This is a genomic window from Curtobacterium sp. 314Chir4.1 (assembly GCF_900215175.1).
Classification (GTDB): domain Bacteria; phylum Actinomycetota; class Actinomycetes; order Actinomycetales; family Microbacteriaceae; genus Curtobacterium; species Curtobacterium pusillum_A.
Genome location: NZ_OCMI01000001.1, coordinates 932604 through 954157, shown reverse-complemented (window position 1 = coordinate 954157; position 21554 = coordinate 932604). Strand labels below are relative to the sequence as shown.

Annotated in this window: 17 protein-coding genes; 14 read left to right on the top strand and 3 right to left on the bottom strand. The window is 71.1% G+C overall.

Features of this window, described 5'->3' with window-relative positions:
- Positions 1–306: 306 nt before the first annotated feature.
- Positions 307–2355, bottom strand: a complete 2049-nt coding sequence (pknB, locus tag CRP27_RS04365) for a Stk1 family PASTA domain-containing Ser/Thr kinase (RefSeq protein ID WP_097179653.1) — start codon at positions 2353–2355, stop codon at positions 307–309.
- Positions 2356–2458: 103 nt separating this feature from the next.
- Positions 2459–3628: a LysM peptidoglycan-binding domain-containing protein gene (locus CRP27_RS04360; RefSeq protein WP_097179458.1), complete on the bottom strand. Its 1170-nt coding sequence runs from the start codon at positions 3626–3628 to the stop codon at positions 2459–2461.
- Positions 3629–3857: 229 nt separating this feature from the next.
- Here CRP27_RS04360 and CRP27_RS04355 point away from each other — a divergent pair, with 229 nt between their 5' ends.
- Entirely contained in the window at positions 3858–4214 is a 357-nt protein-coding gene (locus tag CRP27_RS04355; RefSeq protein WP_255257426.1) for an Rv2175c family DNA-binding protein, read from the top strand.
- A gap of 72 nt (positions 4215–4286) precedes the next feature.
- On the opposite strand, the gene CRP27_RS04350 is transcribed toward CRP27_RS04355, so the two are convergent.
- Positions 4287–5405: a polyprenyl synthetase family protein gene (locus CRP27_RS04350; RefSeq protein WP_079238828.1), complete on the bottom strand. Its 1119-nt coding sequence runs from the start codon at positions 5403–5405 to the stop codon at positions 4287–4289.
- A gap of 83 nt (positions 5406–5488) precedes the next feature.
- On the opposite strand from CRP27_RS04350, the gene CRP27_RS04345 reads away from it, so the two are divergent.
- The 13 genes from CRP27_RS04345 (at position 5489) to CRP27_RS04285 (ending at position 21456) form a co-directional block, all read left to right on the top strand.
- Positions 5489–5881 (top strand): DUF3040 domain-containing protein, encoded by a 393-nt coding sequence (locus tag CRP27_RS04345; RefSeq protein ID WP_097179456.1) that lies wholly within the window; start codon positions 5489–5491, stop codon positions 5879–5881.
- A gap of 665 nt (positions 5882–6546) precedes the next feature.
- Entirely contained in the window at positions 6547–6978 is a 432-nt protein-coding gene (mraZ, locus tag CRP27_RS04340) for a division/cell wall cluster transcriptional repressor MraZ (RefSeq protein WP_022906684.1), read from the top strand.
- 106 nt (positions 6979–7084) lie between these two features.
- Positions 7085–8059 carry a 16S rRNA (cytosine(1402)-N(4))-methyltransferase RsmH gene (rsmH, locus tag CRP27_RS04335; protein ID WP_097179455.1) on the top strand — a complete coding sequence of 325 codons (975 nt, stop codon included), beginning with the start codon at positions 7085–7087 and terminating at the stop codon, positions 8057–8059.
- A gap of 1 nt (position 8060) precedes the next feature.
- Entirely contained in the window at positions 8061–8786 is a 726-nt protein-coding gene (locus CRP27_RS04330) for a hypothetical protein (RefSeq protein ID WP_097179454.1), read from the top strand.
- Positions 8787–8836: 50 nt separating this feature from the next.
- The gene (locus CRP27_RS04325) at positions 8837–10606 is read left to right on the top strand and encodes a penicillin-binding protein 2 (RefSeq protein ID WP_097179453.1); all 1770 of its coding nucleotides are present in this window, start codon (positions 8837–8839) and stop codon (positions 10604–10606) included.
- A 14-nt stretch (positions 10607–10620) separates the two neighbouring features.
- The gene (locus CRP27_RS04320; RefSeq protein ID WP_097179652.1) at positions 10621–12261 is read left to right on the top strand and encodes a Mur ligase family protein; all 1641 of its coding nucleotides are present in this window, start codon (positions 10621–10623) and stop codon (positions 12259–12261) included.
- The gene (gene murF / locus CRP27_RS04315; RefSeq protein ID WP_097179452.1) at positions 12258–13760 is read left to right on the top strand and encodes a UDP-N-acetylmuramoyl-tripeptide--D-alanyl-D-alanine ligase; all 1503 of its coding nucleotides are present in this window, start codon (positions 12258–12260) and stop codon (positions 13758–13760) included. The genes CRP27_RS04320 and murF overlap by 4 nt, the downstream gene beginning before the upstream one ends.
- A complete protein-coding gene (gene mraY, locus CRP27_RS04310; RefSeq protein WP_097179451.1) occupies positions 13757–14860 on the top strand; it encodes a phospho-N-acetylmuramoyl-pentapeptide-transferase in 1104 nt (367 codons plus the stop codon). Before murF ends, mraY begins: the two co-directional genes overlap by 4 nt.
- Positions 14853–16397 carry a UDP-N-acetylmuramoyl-L-alanine--D-glutamate ligase gene (gene murD / locus CRP27_RS04305; protein WP_097179450.1) on the top strand — a complete coding sequence of 515 codons (1545 nt, stop codon included), beginning with the start codon at positions 14853–14855 and terminating at the stop codon, positions 16395–16397. Before mraY ends, murD begins: the two co-directional genes overlap by 8 nt.
- The gene (gene ftsW, locus CRP27_RS04300) at positions 16366–17670 is read left to right on the top strand and encodes a putative lipid II flippase FtsW (RefSeq protein WP_097179449.1); all 1305 of its coding nucleotides are present in this window, start codon (positions 16366–16368) and stop codon (positions 17668–17670) included. Before murD ends, ftsW begins: the two co-directional genes overlap by 32 nt.
- On the top strand, positions 17667–18815 hold the full coding sequence (murG, locus tag CRP27_RS04295) for an undecaprenyldiphospho-muramoylpentapeptide beta-N-acetylglucosaminyltransferase (RefSeq protein ID WP_255257425.1): 1149 nt from the start codon (positions 17667–17669) through the stop codon (positions 18813–18815). The genes ftsW and murG overlap by 4 nt, the downstream gene beginning before the upstream one ends.
- Positions 18812–20236: a UDP-N-acetylmuramate--L-alanine ligase gene (gene murC / locus CRP27_RS04290; protein WP_097179448.1), complete on the top strand. Its 1425-nt coding sequence runs from the start codon at positions 18812–18814 to the stop codon at positions 20234–20236. The genes murG and murC overlap by 4 nt, the downstream gene beginning before the upstream one ends.
- Entirely contained in the window at positions 20233–21456 is a 1224-nt protein-coding gene (locus CRP27_RS04285) for an FtsQ-type POTRA domain-containing protein (protein WP_097179447.1), read from the top strand. Before murC ends, CRP27_RS04285 begins: the two co-directional genes overlap by 4 nt.
- Positions 21457–21554 lie beyond the last annotated feature (98 nt).

Below are 21554 nucleotides of genomic sequence, written 5' to 3'. Positions count from 1 at the left end.
GGGGGACCGTGCGGCCACCGCCGGATCTGTCGCTTTCACGCACTGGTCGCGATGCGTGACGGCCTGGAGGCGCGTGGCGGCGCCGTCACGCGCCTCCAGGCCGTCGGGTGCGCGCCTGCGTGTCGTAATCCGGCAGTCGCCGTGGTCCGGCGCGGCGGCCCCGCTCGCGAAAGCGACAGTCTGCCGTCGGATGACGGCCGCAGACTGTCGCTTTGGCGGCACAGAGGCGCGCGCGGCGCGGCAGACTGTCGCTTTGGCGGCACAGAGCCGCGCCAGCGCAGCCGCGCAACAGCGCGCGCCGCGCGCCTACTGCTTGTAGGCGAGGGTGATCGTGTCGCCGCGGTGCACGGTGGTGCCGGCCGCCGGGTCCGTGGAGGCGACCGGCAGCGAGGCCTTCCAGTCGTAGAAGCCGCACAGGATGTTCGTGCAGTCGGGGACCGAGACCTTCAGCCCGAGGTTCTCGAGGGTCGAGGTGGCGTCGTTGATCGTCTTGCCCTGGACGTCCGGCAGCGAGATCGGCGCCGGACCCTTCGAGACGACGAAGTCGACGGCCGTGCCCTTGACCGCAGGATCGTCCTGCACCTTGGCGGAGATGATCTGTCCCTCGGGGACGTCGTCGCTGAACTGGCCGTCCTGCGCACCGATGGTCAGGCCGACGGCGTCGAACGCGGCGGTCGCCTGGTCCACGGTCTTGCCGACGACGTCGGGGACCGGGCCGAGCGACACCGTCAGCGTGACGGGACCGCGTTCGCCGTAGGTCTTGGTCTTCGAGAGGTCGATGCTCTGTCCGTCGGTGCCCAGGCCCGTGGCGGCGATGACGGTGTCCTTCGCGGCGTCCGCGGAGAACTGGTACTGGTCGTCCTGCAGCTGGAAGTCGTCGTCGAGCGCGGCGGTCACGGTGGAGATCGGCTGGCCGACGATGGCCGGCAGGGCGATCATCTTCGGACCGTTCGACACGACGATCTGGATCGCGGTGCCCTTCCGGACCTCGCGCTTCGCGGCGGGCTTCGTCGTGGAGACCTGGCCCTTCGCGACGACGGCGTCGAACCGGGTGGCGGTCGTCGACGCCGTGTGGAGGCCCTGGGCCTCGAGGAGCTGGCGTGCCTGGGACACGGACTTGCCGGCGACCTCCGGGATGCGGACGTTGCCCCACGGCCCGGGGCCGAACGCCCAGCCGATGGTCCCGCCGATGGCCATCAGCACAAGGACGACGACCAGGATGATCCAGCCGCGCTTCCGGCGCTTGGCGGACTTGTCGGCGAGGCGCTGCCCGGCGGGGGAGAGCGCACCGGGCTGGGAGCCCGTCCGGCGCGGACCGGGGGTGTTCCGGCCGCCGCGTGCCGGGGGTCGTTGCCCGCCGGCAGCACCGCCGGCAGCACCGCCGGCGGCACCGGCGGGCTCGAGGATCGTCGTGGCGTCGCCGGAGTCCGCCGACGCGGGCGTCCGGGTGCCGGCGGGCAGGATCGCCGTCGCGTTCTCGGGGCGGAGCACGGCGGTGCGGTACTGCCCGGTCGCGCGCTGCTGGTTGCCCGACATGTGGTCGAGCATCTCGCGGGCGTCGCTCGGCCGGTCGTCGGGGTTCCGTGCGGTGGCCCAGGCGACGAGGTCGTCGAGCTCCGGCGGGACGCCGGCGACCGCGGCGCTGGGCGCGGGCACCGAGTCGTTCGCGTGCTGGTACGCGATCTGCATCGGCTGCTCGCCCTTGTAGGGCTGCTCGCCGGTGAGCATCTCGTAGAGCATGATGCCGAGCGCGTAGATGTCGCTGCGGGAGTCGGCGGCGCCGCGCGTGACGAGCTCGGGGGAGAGGTACGCGATCGTCCCGAGCAGTGCGGCGCCGGTGGCGGTGTTCGCGGTCGTCGCCCGGGCGAGTCCGAAGTCACCGAGCTTGATCCGGCCGTCGTCGGCGAGCAGGACGTTCTCGGGCTTGAGGTCGCGGTGCACGATGCCGGCGCGGTGGGCCGAGGCGAGACCGGCGAGGACGGCGCGCAGGATGTCGGTGGCCTGCTCGGGCGTGAGGGCGTGGTGCTCCTGCAGGAGGTCCCGGAGCGTGATGCCCGGGATGTACTCCATCACGATGTACGCCGTGTCGTCCTCGGCGCCCTGGTCGTACACGCCGACGAGGTTCGGGTGCGACAGGCGGGCGGCGGAACGGGCCTCCTGGATGAAGCGTTCGCGGAACGCCTGGTCGTCCGCCAGGTGCCCGTGCATGATCTTGATCGCGACGCGTCGCTCGAGGCGGACGTCGGTCGCGAGGTACACCGTCGCCATGCCCCCGCGCGCGATGCGGGAGCGCACGCGGTACCGGTGATCGATCATGCGACCGATCATCGGGTCCGTGGCGGCGTTGGTGGTCATCGGCGGCATTCTACGAATCGGGACTGCACGGACCCGCACTGACGCACCGGTCGTGACCGAATCTCGATCTTGCGGATGACTCGGCTTCGCCGGTCGGCCAGGCTCAGAGCGACGCCAGCAGGCTCTGCGCGGTCTTCTCCCACTGTGCGTACGCCTTCGGGTACGCCGACACCTGCACGGCCTGCGCCGCTGTGGTGACGTTCATGGAGGACCAGCCGGCGATGTCGAGCAGCCCGCGGGTGTGCCCGGGGTTGCCGGTGAAGAACAGCTTCGCCGCCGTCGCCGGGTCCTGCAGTGCTGCCGCGGGACCCCAGCCCTGGCTCGGCCGCTGCTGGAACAGGCCGACCGAGTCGCGGTCGCCGTGCGAGAGGTTGCGGAGGCTCGACTCCTGCATCGCCGCGGCCAGGGCGATGACGATGCCGTGCTCGGAGACCCCGAGCGAGCGGCCGACGGAGACGATCGTTGCCGCGTTGCCCCGCTGCTCGGCGGAGAGGGACGGGCCGGACGACGGCAGGACGAGCGTCTTGCCGGCGTAGATCGTGCTCGTGTAGGTGAGGCCGTTCGCCGAGAGGAGCGCCGACACCGTGACCCCGTGGGCCGAGGCGATCGAGGCGATGGTGTCGCCCGTGCCGATCGTCACGCTGCCGGCGCGCGTGGACGAGCTGGAGGCGCCGGACGACGATGCGGCGGTCGAGGTGCTGGTGACCGGCGCGGCCACTGCGGACCCGGCCGACGGCACCCGCAGGGTCTGCCCGGGGTAGATCACGGAGCGCTGGGACAGCTTGTTCGCACTGAGGAGTGCGGTGGTCGACACACCCACGCGGGCCGCGATGCCCGACACGGTGTCGCCCTGCTTGACGTGGTAGCTGCCGGAGGCCGAGGACGACCCGGTGCTGGCCGAGGCGGTCGACACGGCGGGGGTCGAGGCGAGGTGCAGCGTCTGCCCGGGGTGGATGATCGTGTTCCAGCCGAGGCCGTTGCGCACGAGCACCTCCTGCGCGGACAGGCCGTACCGGGCGGCGATGCCCGAGACGGTGTCGCCCTGCCGGACGGTGTACGTCGTCGGTGCCGCGGACACGGCGGCGACGGTGGTGACCGTGGTCTGCGACGGACGGGCGACGGCGGTGCCGAACACCGGGCGGTCCCCGACGTTGCGGTCCTGGTCGACGTGCCGCTTGTTGGCGCTGTCGTCCTCGTGGTGCGGTTCGGCGTGCGCGACCGGCCCGGTGAGGCCGGCGGTGACCGCGATCGTCCCCGCGAGGACGATGGGCATGGTGGCGAACCGGGCGGATCGTGCGCGCCGGGCGTCTTCGTCTGCAGCGTTATCCACGGGTTTCTCCTGTCCTTGCGGTGAGCCGTGCGCGCGCGTGCGCACTCACAGGTGGCTCAACGCTGGCATGGCGTGATTCCCAAGTCAACCAGAGAGTCGGATGTTGCGCGTGTGACGAATGTGACGAACGTGGCGGTGTCCGGCCTCCGGCTGCTCTGGCAACATGGGGCACGTGAGTGCTGCACCCGTCGACGACCTGACCCTCTCCGAGCGCTGGCTGACCGTCCCCGAGCTGGTGGACCTCTTCAGCACCAGCCCCGGGCGGATCCACCGCCTGTTCGAGGAGAAGACCCTGCTGGCGGCCCGTGTCGGCGGCGTCCTCCGCGTGCCGAGCGAGTTCATCGAGGACGGCGAGCCGCTCCCCGAGCTGCGCGGCACCCTCACCGTCCTCAGCGACAACGGCTTCACCGACGACGAGGCCGTGCGCTGGATGCTCACCGTCGACGACATCATCGGCACCTCGCCGATCGCCGCGCTGCGCGCCGGTCGCAAGGCCGAGGTGCGCCGCATCGCGCAGTCGCTGCTGTAGACGCCCCCATCGGACGGACTGGAGGCGCGGTGCCAGCTGGCACCGCGCCTCCAGTCCGTTTCCTGGTTGCGTCTACGCGACGCGACGGCTGACCGTGTCGGCCAGCGACACGAGCTGCTCGCGCGCCGACGGCGTCAGCGGAGCCGCCTCGATGGCGGCCTTCGCGCGCTGCACGTGCCGGTCGATCGACCGCTCGACGGCGGCGACCGCGCCGGACTCGGTCAGGGTCGCGCGGAGCATCTGCACCTGGCCCTCGTCGAGGTCCGGGTCGCCCAGCAGCTCGTCGAGGAGCTGCCGCGGGCCGTTCGCGAGCGTCTTGCGGGCGGAAGCGATGAGCACGGTGCGCTTGCCCTCGCGCAGGTCGTCACCCGCGGGCTTGCCGGTGACCTCGGGATCGCCGAAGACGCCGAGCATGTCGTCGCGGAGCTGGTAGGCGACGCCGAGGGGGAGGCCGAACGCGCGGAGCCCCTCGAGCTGGGCCTCGGTCGCGCCGGCCACGAGGGCGCCGATGAGGAGCGGGGCCTCGACCGAGTACTTCGCCGACTTGAAGACGATGACGCGCTGGGCACGGACGAGGTGCTCGGCCTCGTCGATGGTGGGCCAGGCGGTCTCCTCGTGCACGTCGAGGTACTGCCCCGCCGTGACGTCGAGGCGCATGGTGTGGAACTCCTGCCGGACGATCCGCCCGCGCGCGGGGTCGAGGAGCGCGAGGCCCTCGTCGAACACCGCATCGCTCAGGGAGAGCAGGAGGTCACCGAGCAGCAGCGCCGAGTTCGTGCCGTACAGCCCGCGGTCGCCGACCCAGCCCGACTCCTCGTGCAGGGACTCGAACCGACGGTGCGCTGCCGGACGCCCGCGACGGGTGTCCGAGCGGTCCATGATGTCGTCGTGCACCAGCGCTGCGGCGTGGAAGATCTCGAGGGCCGCGGCGACCGTGACGATCGCCTCGGCCGTGGTCTGGCGGGACCCCTCGGCGAGCGGGTCGAACGAACCCGACCGACCGGCCACCGACTGCCATCCCCAGTAGCAGAACAGCGCACGGAACCGCTTGCCGCCGGAGAGCAGATCGCGGGCGTAGGCGTCGAACGGAGCGAGGTCCGGACTGATCGCGGCGAGCCGTTCACGTTGGTCGTCCAGCGCTCGATCGATCCGCGCCGACACGAGGTCCACTAATCGCGTACTCTCAGCCACACTCCCTACCCTAGTGGAGCGGTCGAGTCGTAGACTCGGTCCACCTCAACCACGCGTCGATCCCAGGAACAGAGGGAACACAGATGCCACTCTCGGAGCAAGAGCAGCGACTCCTCGAAGAGATGGAGCGGAGTCTCTACCAGAACGACTCCGACTTCGTGGCGCGTGTCACGCGCCGCCAGGGTCGTCCGACGTACACGTCGATCACGCTCGGGGTCCTCGGAGCACTCGTCGGAGTCGCCGTCGTCATCCTCGGACTCATCTTCAAGGCTCCGGTCATCGGGATCATCGGCTTCGTCGTGATGCTCGCCGGTGTCCTGTTCGCGTTGCGTCCCGGCATGCGTGCCCCGTCGGCGAAGAAGCCGCGTGCGGGCAAGCCGTCCACGGGCGGCGCACCCCGTCCCAGCCAGGGCGGCAACGGTTCCTTCATGGATCGGATGAACGACCGCTGGGACAAGCGGAACGACCAGAGCTAGCGGGCTCTCCACACTCCTCCACGGGGTCGGTCCTTCGGGACCGGCCCCGTTTCGTGTGGCCGGGGCGGGGCGCGAGACGCCGGGGCGGGGCGCGAGACGCCGCGCCGGCGGACGGACTGACGGGTCGCGAGACGCCGCGTCGGCGGCGGGACGCCCGGGGTGACGCGAGACACCGCCGGTTCCGGCGGCGTCTCGCGCCCCGCGCGGCGTCTCGCGCTCGGGGCGGCGTCCCGACGCAGTGAGACGCGACCCGCCATCGGACTGGAGGCGCGGGTCGGCGTCGCCACGCGCCTCCCGTCCCGAAGGCCCCGCCCCCCCCGCCCCCGGTGAGGTCGCGGAACATGCCGTCCCCGCGGCCGCGGGGCGGCACATCGTGCGACGTCGACGTCGTGCGCACGGCACGTCGTGCGACCTCATCGCCGCCGCCGCGCCGCCGCGCGGCGTCTGAGGCAGCGAAAGTCCTCCACTTTCCTCCACGCACTCCACTTCGCTCCACGGGCCCGCGTTTCCGCGAGATTCCGGGGACTGCGGCACCGGAGTCGAGCACGACTCGACCCCAATTCGGGTCACGGGGGCGATTCGGGGAGTGATTTCCTGGTCAGGGGGAGGGCAGTGGAGTAAAGTGGTGCACACAACGGTCCGGTGGAGCGGAGGGGAGGCCCGACGTGCTGCTCGGTACCCATGCCCCGAAGCTCGACGAGAAGGGTCGCGTGATCCTCCCCGCCAAGTTCCGGGACGAACTGTCCGGGGGCCTCGTGATGACCCGCGGGCAGGAGCGCTGCGTCGTCGTCTTCAGCGCGGACACGTTCGAGCAACTGCACGAGCGCATCCGCACCGCACCGATGACGTCGAAGCGCACCCGGGACTACATGCGTCTGTTCCTCTCCGGAGCCAGCGCAGAGCAGCCCGACAAGCAGAACCGCGTCACGATCCCGCAGAACCTCCGCGAGTACGCGGGGCTCGAACGGGACCTGACGGTCATCGGCAGCGGTGACCGTGCCGAGATCTGGTCGACCCCCGCGTGGGAGGCCTACTACGCCGAGGTCGAAGAGGGCTTCGCCGACAACGACGAGGAGGTGATCCCGGGGATCTTCTGATCCGTGGATCGGGACTCCCAGCCGTGGAGCCCTGACACCCCTTCCCCGGTGTCAGGTCGCATGGATGGGGATCCGGACCCGCGGCCCAGGAGCCGAGGGGCTGCACATGGCCGAGAACGACAGCAACGGAACCGGGGCACCGGAGTTCCCGCACACCCCGGTGATGCTCGAGCGCATCGTCGACCTCTTCACGCCCACCCTCGAGGGCCCCGGCAAGGTCGTGGTTGACGCGACGCTCGGCATGGGCGGCCACTCCGAGGGGCTGCTCGAGCGGTTCCCGGAGCTGACCCTCATCGGCCTCGACCGCGACACCGACGCGCTCGGCATCGCGGGGGAGCGCCTCGCCCGGTTCGGTGACCGCGTCCGCCTGGTGCACACCGTGTACGACGGCATCGTCGAGGCGATCGAGGGCGAGGGCTTCACGACCGTCCACGGCGTGCTGTTCGACCTCGGCGTCAGCTCGCTGCAGCTTGACCGGGCCGAGCGCGGGTTCGCCTACAGCCAGGACGCCCCGCTCGACATGCGGATGGACCGGACCGAGGGGCAGACCGCCGCCGACGTCCTCGCCACCTACGACGAGGGCGAACTGCGCCGCATCTTCCAGCGCTACGGGGAGGAGAAGCTCGCCGGCCGGTACGCCCGGGCGATCGTCGAGCGCCGGGCCACGACGCCGTTCGAGATGTCCGGTGACCTCGTGCAGGTCCTGCACGACGCGACCCCGGTGGCGATCCAGCGCCAGGGCCACCCGGCCAAGCGTGTCTTCCAGGCCCTCCGCATCGAGGTCAACGCCGAACTGAGCGTCCTCGAGCGGGCGATCCCGGCCGCACTCGACTCGATCGCGGTCGGCGGACGGATCGTCGTCGAGTCCTACCAGTCGCTCGAGGACCGCATCGTCAAGCGGGCCCTGGTCGAGCGCACGAAGTCCAGCGCTCCCGCGGGACTGCCGGTCGAACTCCCCGAGCACGCCCCCACCTTCTCCCTGGTCGTCAAGGGCGCGGAACTGGCCGACGAGGCCGAACGCGCCGCCAACCCACGAGCAACCCCCGTGCGCCTGCGCGCGGCCGAGCGGATCCGGAAGTGACATGAGCACGAACCTCGCACTCGTCGACCCCGCCGTCGTCCCGTCCCGTGCCCCGCGCCCGGCCCGCCGTGACCGGCCGGAGCTCGTCGAGGTCACGCCGTCGAAGGCCCAGCGCCGCGCACGTCCCCGGATCGCCTACGCGGTGGTCGCGGTGGCGGCGCTCGGCATCCTGCTCCTGGCACAGCTCGGCATCAGCATGGTGCTCAGCCAGGGCGCGTACACGCTCAACTCCCTGAGCGCCGAGCAGACGAACCTGTCCCGCACGCAGCAGTCGTTGTCCGAGGACCTCCGTGTCCTCGACTCCCCGCAGAACCTCGCACGCAACGCGCAGGCCCTCGGCATGATCGCGAACTCGACGCCGGTGTACCTCGACCCGAAGACCGGCCGGGTGTACGGCACGCCGACCCCGGCGGTCGCCGACCAGGCCACCGCCGCGACCTCGAACCAGGTGCCGAACTCGCTCCTCGACGACGTCCCCCTCGCGGCCAGCCAGGGAGACACGTCGACGAGCAAGGAGAGCGGGTCGACCACCGGCAGTGCCTCGACGAGCGGCGACGCCAAGACCGACACGACGACCGACGCCAAGACCGACGCGAAGACCGACGCGACGACCGGCACGACCGCCGACGCTGGGAAGACCACAGGCGCCAGCGCGTCGGGCGGGGCTTCCTCGACCACCGACGTAGAGTCCGACCCGAACCAGCTCCAGGCCCCCTCCACCCGGTGACCTGCGGGCTCGGGACACCCTGACGCACCACCTGGGAAGGACCGCACCGCGTGACGAAGACGATCCGCAACCGACGACTGCGCTACAGCGTCGTGATGATCGCCGTGATCGCCCTCGTGGCGGTGTTCGTGGTCCGCCTGGTGGACATCCAGGTGGTCCAGGCGGCCGAGCTCAACGAGCAGTCGAAGGCGAAGCGCAGCATCCCGGTGACCATCTACGGCACACGGGGATCGATCGTCGACCGCAACGGCACCGAGCTCGCCGACAGCGTGACGCGGTACAACATCACGACCGCCCCTCGACTGGTGAAGAAGTTCGAGGGCAAGCTCGGTGGGTCCCGCGTCAAGGACGTCAGCGTCGACACGGCCCTGAAGGCCCTGGCGAAGGCATCGGGCGGCGACGTCGCCACGATGCAGAAGAACATCGCGGCGAACCCGAAGTCCGACTTCGCGTACCTGGTCAAGGGGCTCGACGTGAAGCACTACGAGGCCGTCCGCGCGCTGGGCATCCCGTGGCTCTACCCGGAGCAGCAGTCGGCCCGGACCTACCCCACGGGCGCCACGACGGGCAACATCACCGGGTTCATGGGGACGGACGGTGCCCAGGCCGGCCTGGAGTACGCGTACAACCAGTGTCTGGCGGGCGCGAACGGCTCCGAGACGTACGAGCGCGGTGAGGACGGCGTCCAGCTGCCCGGCAGCACCGTGACGACGAAGGAAGCCAAGGACGGCGGCACGCTCGAGACCACGATCGACAGCGACCTGCAGTACATGGCGCAGCAGACGATCGCGTCCGCCGCGAAGTCACTGCAGGCGGAGTCGGCCACGGCGACGGTCGTGAGCGTCAAGACGGGCGAGCTCCTCGCGGTCGCCGACTACCCGACGGTGGACCCGAACGACGTCGACGCCACCACGGACAAGGGTGCGTTCGGCTCGCGGGCGCTGACCGCGTCGTACGAGCCGGGATCGACGATCAAGGCGGCGATCGCGGCGGCGCTCATCGACCAGGGCAAGTCGAGTCCGACCGACCAGGCCGTCGTCCCGTACTCGCGGTCGTTCCCGTGGGGCGGGTCGATCCACGACTCCGAGTTCCACGCGACCGAGAACCTCACGCTCACGGGCATCCTGCAGAACTCCTCGAACGTCGGCATCACCGAGCTCGGCGAGCGTCTGACCGCGCAGCAGCGGTACGACTACATGAAGAAGTTCGGCCTGTTCCAGCCCGAGTCGGCGATCGACTACCCGGGGCAGCCCGCGATGGACTACGGCACGAGCCCGAACTGGGACCAGCAGACCAACATCAACTCGATGTTCGGGCAGGGCATCTCGACGACCGCCGTCCAGGTCGCGAGCATCTTCCAGACCCTGGCGAACGACGGTGTCCGGATCCCGCTGCACTTCGTGAAGGGCTGTGAGACGTCCGACGGCAAGACCATCGACGCGCCCGACGTGCAGCCGACGCGCGTGGTGTCGGCGAACGCCGCGACCCAGGTCACCGACATGCTGCAGAGCGTGGTCACGGGCGGCACGCTCGTGGGGATGAAGCCGATCTCCGGCTACAACATCGCCGCGAAGACGGGCACCGCCGAGGTCGCCGAGGGGTCCAAGGGCTACGGCGGGCAGCGCATCACCTCGGTGGCCGGAATGGCACCCGCGGAGGACCCCCAGTATGTTGTCACGGTGACGTTCACGAAGCCGCAGGCCAACAAGTGGTCCAGCGGAGCGGCTCCGGCGTTCCGAACTCTCATGTCCCAGGTGCTCGAGAAGTACCGAGTAGCCCCCTCCACGACGCCGGCGAAGACCTACCCGACCACGTGGTGAGGAAGAAGGAGCACTTGTCCGCACGGATCCCCCCGGTCCTCCGACCCGAACACCCGACCCCGAGGGCCGTGGCCGAACTCGCGAACGCGTTCGGTCTGCGTGTCGTCGGCTCGGTCGACGCCGTCGAGACGACCGGTGTCACCCTGAGCGCCGCCGAGGTGCAGCCAGGTGACCTCTTCGTCGGCGTGCACGGTGCGAACCGGCACGGCGCGGATTTCTCGACCGAGGCCGCCGAGCGCGGCGCCGTCGCCGTCCTCACCGACGACGCCGGTGTCGAGCACGCCCAGGCCGCCGGGCTGCCGGTGCTCGTCGTCGACGACCCCCGCGCGGCGCTCGGCGACGTCTCGGCCTGGGTCTACCGCACTCACCCGGACGAAGCGACCGACCTGCCGCAGCTGTTCGCCGTCACCGGCACGAACGGCAAGACGAGCACGTCGTACATCCTCGAGGGGATCCTCAAGCAGCTCGGCCTCGTCACGGGCCTCAGCTCGACGGCGGAGCGCCACATCGGCACGCTCAGCGTCACGAGCCGCCTGACGACGCCCGAGGCCAGCGAGATGCACGCCCTCCTCGCCCGGATGCGCGAGAGCGAGGTGCGCGCGGTCGCGGTGGAGGTGAGCGCGCAGGCCCTCAGCCGCCACCGGGTCGACGGCATCGTCTTCGACGTCGCCGCGTTCACGAACCTGTCGCACGACCACCTCGACGACTACGCCGACATGGAGGAGTACTACCAGGCGAAGCTCCCGCTGTTCCAGCCCGAGCACGCCCGCCGCGGCGTCGTCTCGCTGGACACCGACTGGGGCCACCGCGTCGTGCAGGACTCCCGCATCCCGGTGACGACCATCACGGTGCACCCCGAGGTCGAGGCCGAGTGGCACGTCGACATCGTCGAGGCGCACGCCGCGTACACCGAGTTCCGGCTCACCGGGCCCGAGGGGCGCGAGCTCACCACCCGTGTGCCCCTCATCGGCTGGCACATGGCCGCGAACGCCGCTCTGGCGATCGTCATGCTCGTCGAGGGCGGGTTCGAGCTCGGCGCCATCGCGCACGCGCTCGAGAGCAACCACCGCCAGTACGCGGACCAGACCGAGGACCACCGGGTCAGCGCCATCGAGTGCTACCTGCCCGGCCGCACCGAGCGGGTCTCCGGCGACCGCGGCCCGAGCGTGTACGTCGACTTCGGGCACAGCCCCGACGCGTTCGAGAACACCCTGGCAGCCGTCCGGCAGTTCACGTCCGGCAAGGTCCTCATGCTGTTCGGCGCCGACGGCGACCGCGACAAGACGAAGCGCGCCGACATGGCCCGCATCGCCGCAGCGGGGTCGGACATCCTCGTGATCACGGACCACCACCCCCGCTTCGAGGACGCCGCGTCGATCCGGAAGACCCTCGTCGACGCTGCGCGCGAGGCCTTCCCCGAGCACGAGATCCACGAGGTCAGCCCACCAGAGGCAGCCATCCGCCTGGCCGTCGGGCTGCTCGGCGAGGGCGACTCGATCCTCTGGGCCGGCCCCGGACACCAGGACTACCGCGACATCCAGGGCGTCCGCACGCCCTACTCGGCACGCGACGAGGCCCGCCAGGCCCTACGCGAGGCCGGCTGGGAGCCGAACACCGGTCCGGCCGAGCACCCCCGGACTGAAGGCACCCGATGATCGCCCTGACCCTCGCCGAGATCGCCACCGCGGTCGGCGGCGAGCTGCTGGCCGGTGCCCAGGCGACCGACGTCGCCGACCAGGGCGACCTGGTCGTCGAGGGGTCCGTCGAGACCGACTCGCGGCTGGTCCGCCCCGGCAGCGTGTTCTTCGCGCTCCCGGGCGAGGTCACCGACGGTCGCCGGTTCGTGCCCGCCGCGACCGAGGCCGGCGCCGCGCTCGTCGTCACGCCCGAACGCGTGGAGACCACCGCCCCGCAGATCGTCGTGCAGGACGGCTACGAGGCCCTCGCCGCGCTCGCGCACGAGGTCGTCACGCGTGTCCGGATGTCCAGCGCCGACCGCGTCGACGCACAGGGGCGCCCGGCGCCGCTCCGGGTCGTCGGCATCACCGGCTCGAACGGCAAGACGAGCACGAAGAACATGCTCCGCACGATCCTCGAGCAGCACGGCGAGACCGTCGCGCCCCAGGGGTCGTTCAACAACCACGTCGGCGCCCCGATCTCGATGCTGCGGATCACGCACGACACCCGGTACCTGGTCGTGGAGATGGGTGCGAGCGGCGTCGGCCACATCGCGAAGCTCGTCTCGATCGCCGAACCCGACACGGGCGTCGTCCTCAAGGTGGGCCTCGCGCACGCCGGCGAGTTCGGCGGCATCGAGGCGACGCAGCGCGCGAAGTCGGAGATGGTCACCGACCTGCCGGCGACCGCGACGGCACTGCTGAACGTGGACGACGACCGCGTCGCGTCCATGCGCGACCTGACGGCCGCCCAGGTGGTCGGCTTCGGCACGTCGGCGGATGCCGACTACCGCATCACCGGCATCGAGACGGACCGCAGCGGCACCCGCTTCACCCTCACCGCGCCTCCCGTCCGTGGTGGCGACAGCCAGCCTGGAGGCACGGATCGCCTCCCCGAGACCGTCGACGTCCGCCTCGCGATCCTCGGTGAGCACCACGCCATGAACGCGTCCGCCGCGCTCACGGTGGCCCACCGCTGGGGCGTGCCCCTCGCCTCCGGCGCCGCGGCGCTCGCGTCGATGACGCGCGCCGAGCGCTGGCGCATGGAGCTCCTCCAGGGCGGCCCGGAGGGCGTCACGATCATCAACGACGCGTACAACGCGTCCCCCGACTCCACCGCAGCGGCGCTGCGGACCCTGGCGCAGATCGTGCGCCCGGGGGAGCGGACCGTCGCCGTGCTCGGCGAGATGGCCGAGCTCGGGGAGTTCTCGACGGAGGAGCACGACCGCATCGGTCGGCTCGTCGTCCGTCTCGGCATCGGGCAGCTCGTGGTCGTCGGCCGCGCCGCCCTGCCGATCCACCAGGCCGCCACCCTCGAGGGATCGTGGGACGGCGAGTCCGTGTTCATCGAGGACGTCGACGACGCCGTCCACTCCGTGCAGGACATGCTCCGCCCCGGCGACGTGGTCCTCGTCAAGTCCTCGAAGTCCGCCGAACTGCGATTCCTCGGCGACCGCCTCGGAGGTGTCACCGAATGATCGCCCTCCTGATCGCCGGCGCCGTGTCGCTGGTGTTCACACTGCTGCTCACGCCGCTGTTCATCAAGCTGTTCCACCGCCTCGGCTGGGGACAGTTCATCCGCGACGACGGCCCGCAGTCGCACCACACGAAGCGCGGCACGGCGACGATGGGTGGCATCGTCCTCATCATCGGCGCGGTGCTCGGCTACTTCGTCGGGCACCTGGTCGGCCGTGACTCGATCACGCTGTCCGGCCTGCTCGTCCTGTTCCTGATGGTCGGCCTCGGGTTCGTCGGCTTCATCGACGACTTCCTCAAGGTCCGGCGTCAGCGGAGCCTCGGGCTCGGCGGCTGGGCGAAGGTCCTCGGGCAGGTGATCGTCGGCGTGATCTTCGCGACCGTGGCGCTCGTGGTCCCGACCGCGAACGGCAAGCCGCCGGCGTCGACCATGGTGTCGGCGATCCGGGACATCCCGTGGCTCGACTTCATGGCGCTCGGCACCGTGATCGGCACCATCCTGTTCCTCGCGTGGATCGTCCTGCTGACGGTGTCGACGTCGAACGGCGTCAACGTGGCGGACGGTCTCGACGGCCTCGCGACCGGCTCGAGCATCCTGGCGATCGGCTCGTACGTGATCATCGGGTTCTGGCAGTCGAACCAGCTGTGCGGCGGCGCTCGCCTCGACGCCAGCACCGAGCACGCCTGCTACACGGTGACGAACCCGCTCGACCTCGCGGTCGTCGCGGCGGCGGTCTGCGGCGGGCTGATCGGCTTCCTCTGGTACAACACGTCGCCGGCGCAGATCTTCCTCGGCGACACCGGTTCGCTCGGCCTCGGCGGTGCCCTGGCCGGTCTCGCGATCCTCAGCCGGACGGAGCTCCTGCTCGTCCTCATCGGCGGCCTGTTCTTCATCGTCACCGGCTCGGTCATCCTGCAGCGGGCGTACTTCAAGATCACCCACGGCAAGCGCATCTTCCGGATGAGTCCGCTGCACCACCACTTCGAGCTGAAGGGGTGGGCCGAGGTGACCGTCGTCGTCCGGTTCTGGATCATCGCGGGACTCTGCGTCGCGGCCGGTGTCGGACTCTTCTACCTGGAATGGATCGCACGAGTTGGTTGACGCCGCCCCGACGCCCGCCGGTCGCCTCGACGGCCTCGACAGCTGGTACGCCGAGGGCTGGAAGGGGCTGAACGTCGCCGTCCTGGGCCTCGGCGCCACCGGGTTCTCGGTCGCCGACACCCTCGTCGAGCTCGGCAGTGCGGTGACGGTCTACTCGACCGACGCGCCGTCGGACAGCGTCGAGCTGCTCGACGTGATCGGCGCGCAGTTCGTGCAGACGCCGCTGGACTCGGTGCCCGAGGCGCTCGAGGCGCAGGCGCCGGACGTCGTCATCGTGTCGCCGGGCCTGCCGCCGCACAACGCCACCGTGCAGTGGTCCGTCGCGAACAGCACCGTCTGGGGCGACATCGAGCTTGCCTGGCGCGTGCGCGACAAGGTCGTTCGCGGCCCGGTCGCCGCCCCCTGGGTGACGATCACCGGAACGAACGGCAAGACCACCACGACGCAGCTGACCACGGCGATGTTCGAGGCCGGGGGACTGCGTGCCGTGTCCTGCGGCAACATCGGCGTGCCCGTGCTCGACGTCGTCCGCGACCCGGACGGCTTCGACGTCCTGGTGGTGGAACTGTCGAGCCACCAGCTGCACTACATGCCGACGTCCGGCGACGGTGCCGTGGTGCCCCTCGCCAGCGCCTGCCTGAACATCGCCGACGACCACCTCGAGTGGCACGGCTCCGCCGAGGCCTACCGCGCCGCCAAGGCCAAGGTCTACGAGCGCACCGTGATGGCGTGCGTCTACAACACGACCGACGAGGTCACCCGCCACATGGTCGAGGAGGCCGACGTGGTCGAGGGCTGCCGTGCCGTCGGCTTCGGCCCCGGCATCCCCGCGCCCGGTGACGTCGGGGTCGTCGAGGACGTCCTGTGCGACCGCGCCTTCGCCGAGAACCGGCAGAGCAGCGCGCTCGAACTCGCGACCGTCGCCGACCTCGAGCAGGCCGGCCTCGCGAGCCCGCACATGACGATGAACGTCCTCGCCGCCGCTGCGCTCGCCCGTGCCGCGGCCGTGCAACCGAGCGCGATCCGTTCGGCCGTGCAGGGCTTCCACGCGGACCACCACCGCACCGAGCTCGTCGCCACTGCCGACGGGATCACCTGGGTCGACGACTCGAAGGCGACGAACCCGCACGCGGCCACCGCGTCGCTCGCGTCGTTCGACACGGTCGTGTGGATCGTCGGAGGCCTGTTCAAGGGCGTCGACGTCGACGGACTCGTCGAGCGCTTCGGGCCGGACGTCCGGGCCGTCGTGGTGATCGGCACCGACCGCGGGCCCGTCCTCGAGGCATTCGCGCGACACGCGCCCGGGGTGCCCGTCCTGCAGGTCGAAGCAGCGGACACTGATCAGGTCATGCCCGAGGCGGTCCGGCATGCCGCATCGGTCGCGAGGCCGGGCGACACGGTCCTCCTCGCCCCCGCCGCGGCGTCGTTCGACCAGTTCGGCTCCTACGCGGACCGGGGCGAGCGCTTCGCGGCCGCGGTCCACGAGCACCTGGGAGGCAACGCCGATGGCGACGACGGATCTTCCGCAGGGGCGTAACGGCCGCGACCGGGGCGCTCGGACGACGTCGAGCACGAGCGCGGGTGCCGCGACCACGCGCACCACGAACCGCGCCGTCGTCGCCGTCAAGAACGTCTTCGTCGCCGAGTCCAGCACGTTCTACACGATCCTCGGCGTCACGCTCTTCCTCGTCGTCTTCGGCGTCGTCATGGTGCTGTCGTCGTCGAGCGTCGAGCAGTACGCCGCGACGCACGACTTCTTCGGCGCGGCGTCCCGTCAGGGCCTGTACGCGGTGCTCGGCGTGCCGCTCATGCTCATCGTCAGCCGGGTGCCGGCGCGGCTCTGGCGGAAGTGGGCCATGCGGCTGCTCGGTGCCGCCCTGGCACTGCAGCTGCTCGTGTACACGCCCCTCGGCATCGACGTGCAGGGCAACCGGAACTGGATCGGCATCGGCTCGTTCACCGCGCAGCCGTCCGAGGTCGTCAAGCTCGGGCTGGTGCTCGGCATCGGCGCGATCATGTACGTCAAGCGGGACAAGCTCGACGACTGGAAAGAGGTCTTCATCCCGGTCGGGATCGCCTCGCTCCTGTCCCTCGGGCTGGTGATCCTCGGTGGTGACCAGGGCACCGCGATGATCATGCTCATCCTGGTGCTCGGTGCGCTCTACGTCGGTGGGGCCCGGGCGAAGCACCTGCTCACCGGCGTGGTCGCGATGGCCGTGCTGCTGCCGTTCGTCACGATGGCGTCGTCGTCCCGTCAGGTCCGCATCAGCGCCTGGCTGTCCGGCTGCACGGACTCGAACCAGTACGCCGACCTGTGCTGGCAGCCGGTGCACGGCATGTGGGCACTGGCGTCCGGTGGCGTGTTCGGCGTCGGGCTCGGCAACTCGAAGGCGAAGTGGTCCTGGCTGCCCGAGGCGGACAACGACTACATCTTCGCGATCATCGGCGAGGAGCTCGGGCTGATCGGTGCCGTCGTCGTCCTGGCGCTCTTCGTGGTGCTCGCCGTCAGCATGGTCAAGGTCATCCGGCAGTCGAAGGACCCGTTCGTGAAGACCGTCACGGGCGGCATCCTCGCCTGGATCATCGGCCAGGCCCTCGTGAACATCGCCGTGGTCCTCGGCCTGCTGCCGGTCCTCGGCGTCCCCCTCCCACTCATCTCGGCCGGTGGGTCCGCGCTGATCATGACGCTCGTCGCCATCGGCGTCGTGCTGTCGTTCGCGCGCGACCTCCCCGGCAAGAACGGCCCGTCCGGCCGTGACCCCCTCGACGGCCCGACCGGCCCCAGCACCCTGAACGGAACACTCCGGTGAGCACGTACCTCTTCGCCGGCGGCGGCACCGCCGGTCACGTCAACCCGCTGCTCGCGGTCGCGGACCGGCTGACCGAGCGCGACGCGGACGCCGAGGTCATCGTCCTCGGCACCGCCGAGGGGCTCGAGTCCCGGCTCGTCCCGATGCGCGGCTACGAGCTGCTGACCATCCCGCGCCTGCCGTTCCCGCGCAAGCCGAACGCGGCCGCGCTCCGCTTCCCGCAGCGCTTCTGGGGCGCCGTCAAGCGCACCGAGCAGATCATCCGCGAGCACGACGTCGAGGTCGTCCTCGGCGTCGGCGGCTACGCGGCCGCCCCGGCGTACATCGCGGCGAAGCGCACCGGCACCCCGATCGTCGTGCACGAGCAGAACGCGAAGCCCGGCCTGGCGAACCGCCTGGCGGCCTTCCTCACCGAGCACGTCGGCCTGACCTTCTCGAACACGCGGCTCCGGCACGGCCGGCTCGTCGGCATGCCCCTGCGCCGCGAGATCGAGTCGCTCGACCGTCGCGCCAGCCGCGCCGAAGGCCTCGCCGAGTTCGGGCTTGACGCCGACCGCCCGGTCCTGCTCGTCACCGGCGGGTCGTCCGGCGCGCGCAGCATCAACCGCACGGTGAACAAGGCCGCTGCGACGATCGTCGGTGCCGGCTGGCAGATCCTGCACGTCGTCGGCGGCAACTCGGACCTCGGCCCGAGCGACCTCGACGGCTACCACGTCCTGCAGTACTGCGACCGGATGGACCTGGCGTACGCCGCGAGCGACTTCGTGGTCTCGCGTGCCGGTGCCGGCATGGTCTGCGAGCTCACCGCCGTCGGGCTGCCGAGCGTCCTGGTGCCGTACCCTGTCGGCAACGGCGAGCAGCGCCACAACGCGAAGGACGTCGTCGACGCCGGGGGAGCGGTCCTCGTGGCCGACGCGGAATTCGACGAGGACTGGGTGACGTTCCAGCTCCTGAACATCCTGCAGGACCGGGCCCGGATCGCGGACATGACGGTGCGCGCCGGCAGCGTCGGGCACCGCGACGGCGCCGACCGGATGACCGACCTCGTCCTCGACGCGGCGAAGCGCGCACGAGGCGTGAATGGCGCGAACGGCGCGAAGGACACGCCCGCCGCGCAGGACGACAGCACCACGGAGGAACGATGACCATCAAGCCGGACCTGACGCAGCCGATCCCGGACGACCTCGGCACGGTGCACTTCGTCGGCATCGGCGGCTCCGGCATGAGCGGCATCGCCCGGCTGTTCCTCGCCGCCGGCCACCGCGTGACGGGCAGCGACTCCCGCGAGACCGCCACCACCCGCACGATGCGCGACCTCGGCGCCGAGGTGCACATCGGCCACGACGCCGCGAACGTCGGCGACGCGGACACCATCGTCGTCACGAGCGCGCTCTGGCCGGACAACCCCGAACTCCTCGAGGCCCAGCGCCGCGGCCTGCCGGTCCTGCACCGCTCGCAGGCCCTCGCCGCGCTGATCGCCGAGCACCGCCTCGTCGCGGTCGCCGGTGCGCACGGCAAGACCACCTCGACGGGCATGATCGTCACCGCCCTGGTCGAGCTCGGCCTGGACCCGAGCTTCGTCAACGGCGGGGTCATCCAGTCGCTCGGCACCAGCTCGGCACCGGGTTCGAGTGACCTGTTCGTCGTCGAGGCCGACGAGTCCGACGGCTCGTTCCTGCTGTACGACGTCGCGGTCGCGCTCATCACGAACGTCGACGCCGACCACCTCGACCACTACGGCAGCGAGGAGGCCTTCACCGAGGCCTTCGTCGAGTTCGCCGCGAAGGCGTCCGAGCGGGTCGTCATCTCGAGCGACGACGCTGGCGCGAAGGCCGTCACCGCCGGTGTCCGCCAGCGGGAGGACGCCCCCGAGGTCGTCACCTTCGGAGAGGCCGCCGACGCCGACGTCCGCATCGAGGGCATCACCGAGTCCGCCGGGGTCGAGGTCGACTTCCGTGCCGGCGGTGCGGCGTACCACCTGACCCTCCGCGTACCGGGACGCCACAACGCGATCAACGCCGTCGGCGCGTTCGCCGTCCTGACCGGACTCGGCGTCGCCCCGGCGGACGCCATCCGCGGCATCGAGTCCTTCGGCGGCACCCAGCGCCGCTTCGAGCTGCACGGCGTCGAGCGCGGCGTGTCCGTGTACGACGACTACGCCCACCACCCGACCGAGGTCGCCGCGGCGCTCAAGGCCGCCCGCAACGTCGTCGGCGACGGTCGGATCATCGCGATCCACCAGCCGCACCTGTACTCCCGCACGCGCCTGATGGCCGGGGACTTCGCGAAGGTCTACGAGGAGCTCGCCGACCACACCGTCGTGCTCGACGTGTACGGCGCCCGCGAGGACCCGGAGCCCGGCGTGACCGGTGCCCTCGTGCAGGAGCGGTTCGCGGACCAGTCCCGCGTCGAGTTCCTGCCCGACTGGGACGAGGCCGCCGCCCGCGCTGCAGCCGTCGCGCGCGAGGGCGACATCATCATGACGCTGAGCTGCGGCGACGTGTACCGGATCATCCCGCAGGTCATCGGCGCGCTGCAGAACGACGAGAGCGCGCTCACCCGGTGAAGCGTCCGGAGGGGTTCGACGAGCGCCCGGCGCAGCCGGACGCGTCCGCCGGTGACGCCCAGGTGCCCCGGCAGCGCCGTGCCCCGCTGATCCCGCGGCGTCCGTCGCGGGATCCACGGCAGGACGTCCGGGAGGCGCAGCCCGGCCCCGCCCCGCAGGACGCGGTCGACGAACCGGTCGCCTCCACTGCTCCAGGGGAGCCCGGTACGTCGGCTCGCGACCGGGCGGGCGCGTTCGCCGGCGCTGCCGGTCGTCGGCTCGGCGCCGGTCTCGGTGCGGGGTTCTCGACCGTCAAGGACCGCCTCCGCGAGTACACCCCCGACGAGGACCACCCCGAGTCGCTCCAGGGACCGGACGCGACCGTCGAGGACCTGCACGCCGACGCGGACCGGCAGCACGACGACCACGAGGCCCCGATCGGCGCGGGCGTCCGCGCTGCCGAGACCGCGCGCGAGGCCCGGGTCGCCAAGCGCCGCCGTCGCCTGCTCGAACGGGCCGAGGTCCGCCGTTTCACCCGTCGCAGCCGGCACCGCCGCGCGGCCTGGATCACCGCCGCGAGCATCGTCCTGGTGTTCGGCGTCTCGATCCTCGTCGCGGTGTTCTCGCCGCTGATGGCCCTGCAGACGATCGAGATCAAGGGTACGAACCGCGTCGACGAGACCCAGCTCCGGCAGGCACTCTCCGACCAGCTCGGCACCCCGCTCGCCCGGCTCGACTTCGACGCCATCAAGAAGGACATCGCGGGCTTCCCCCTCATCGAGAGCTACGTGACCGAGGAAGCGCCGCCGCACACCCTCGTGGTGACCGTGACCGAGCGCACCCCGGTCGTGGCGGTGCGGTCGGGGAAGTCCTTCGACCTGGTGGACCCGGCCGGGATCGTCGTGCAGTCCTCGCCGAAGCAGCCCGCGAACATGCCCGTCGCCGACATCGGGAACGCGAAGCTCGGATCGTCGGTGTTCCGCACCATGACCGAGGTCGTGCTGTCGCTGCCGTCGACGGTCCGGCAGCAGGTGACGAGCGTGAAGGCGTCGACCGCCGACGACGTGACGCTCACCCTGCAGGACGGCTCGAGCGTGGTCTGGGGCAACCCGGAGCAGTCGGACGCCAAGGCGGCCCTGCTCGCGGCCCTCGTGAAGGACCACGCGGCGCGGAACCCCGGCGTCGTCGTCGAGTACGACGTCAGTGCTCCGGACAACGGCATCATCCGCGCGAAGAAGTAGCGGAAGAAGTCGCGGAATCGCGCGACACGCGGCGTGGCGGGGCGACAGTGCCCGGAGCGCACCCGTAGCGTCGATGCCAGCACCACATCTACCAGCAT

Bases quoted from the DNA above. Each gene is read 5' to 3' on its own strand.
- pknB (WP_097179653.1), bottom strand. From the start codon at position 2,355: ATGACCACCAACGCCGCCACGGACCCGATGATCGGTCGCATGATCGAT.
- CRP27_RS04360 (WP_097179458.1), bottom strand. From the start codon at position 3,628: ATGCCCATCGTCCTCGCGGGGACGATCGCGGTCACCGCCGGCCTCACC.
- CRP27_RS04345 (WP_097179456.1), top strand. From the start codon at position 5,489: ATGCCACTCTCGGAGCAAGAGCAGCGACTCCTCGAAGAGATGGAGCGG.
- rsmH (WP_097179455.1), top strand. From the start codon at position 7,085: ATGGCCGAGAACGACAGCAACGGAACCGGGGCACCGGAGTTCCCGCAC.
- CRP27_RS04330 (WP_097179454.1), top strand. From the start codon at position 8,061: ATGAGCACGAACCTCGCACTCGTCGACCCCGCCGTCGTCCCGTCCCGT.
- murF (WP_097179452.1), top strand. From the start codon at position 12,258: ATGATCGCCCTGACCCTCGCCGAGATCGCCACCGCGGTCGGCGGCGAG.
- mraY (WP_097179451.1), top strand. From the start codon at position 13,757: ATGATCGCCCTCCTGATCGCCGGCGCCGTGTCGCTGGTGTTCACACTG.
- ftsW (WP_097179449.1), top strand. From the start codon at position 16,366: ATGGCGACGACGGATCTTCCGCAGGGGCGTAACGGCCGCGACCGGGGC.
- murC (WP_097179448.1), top strand. From the start codon at position 18,812: ATGACCATCAAGCCGGACCTGACGCAGCCGATCCCGGACGACCTCGGC.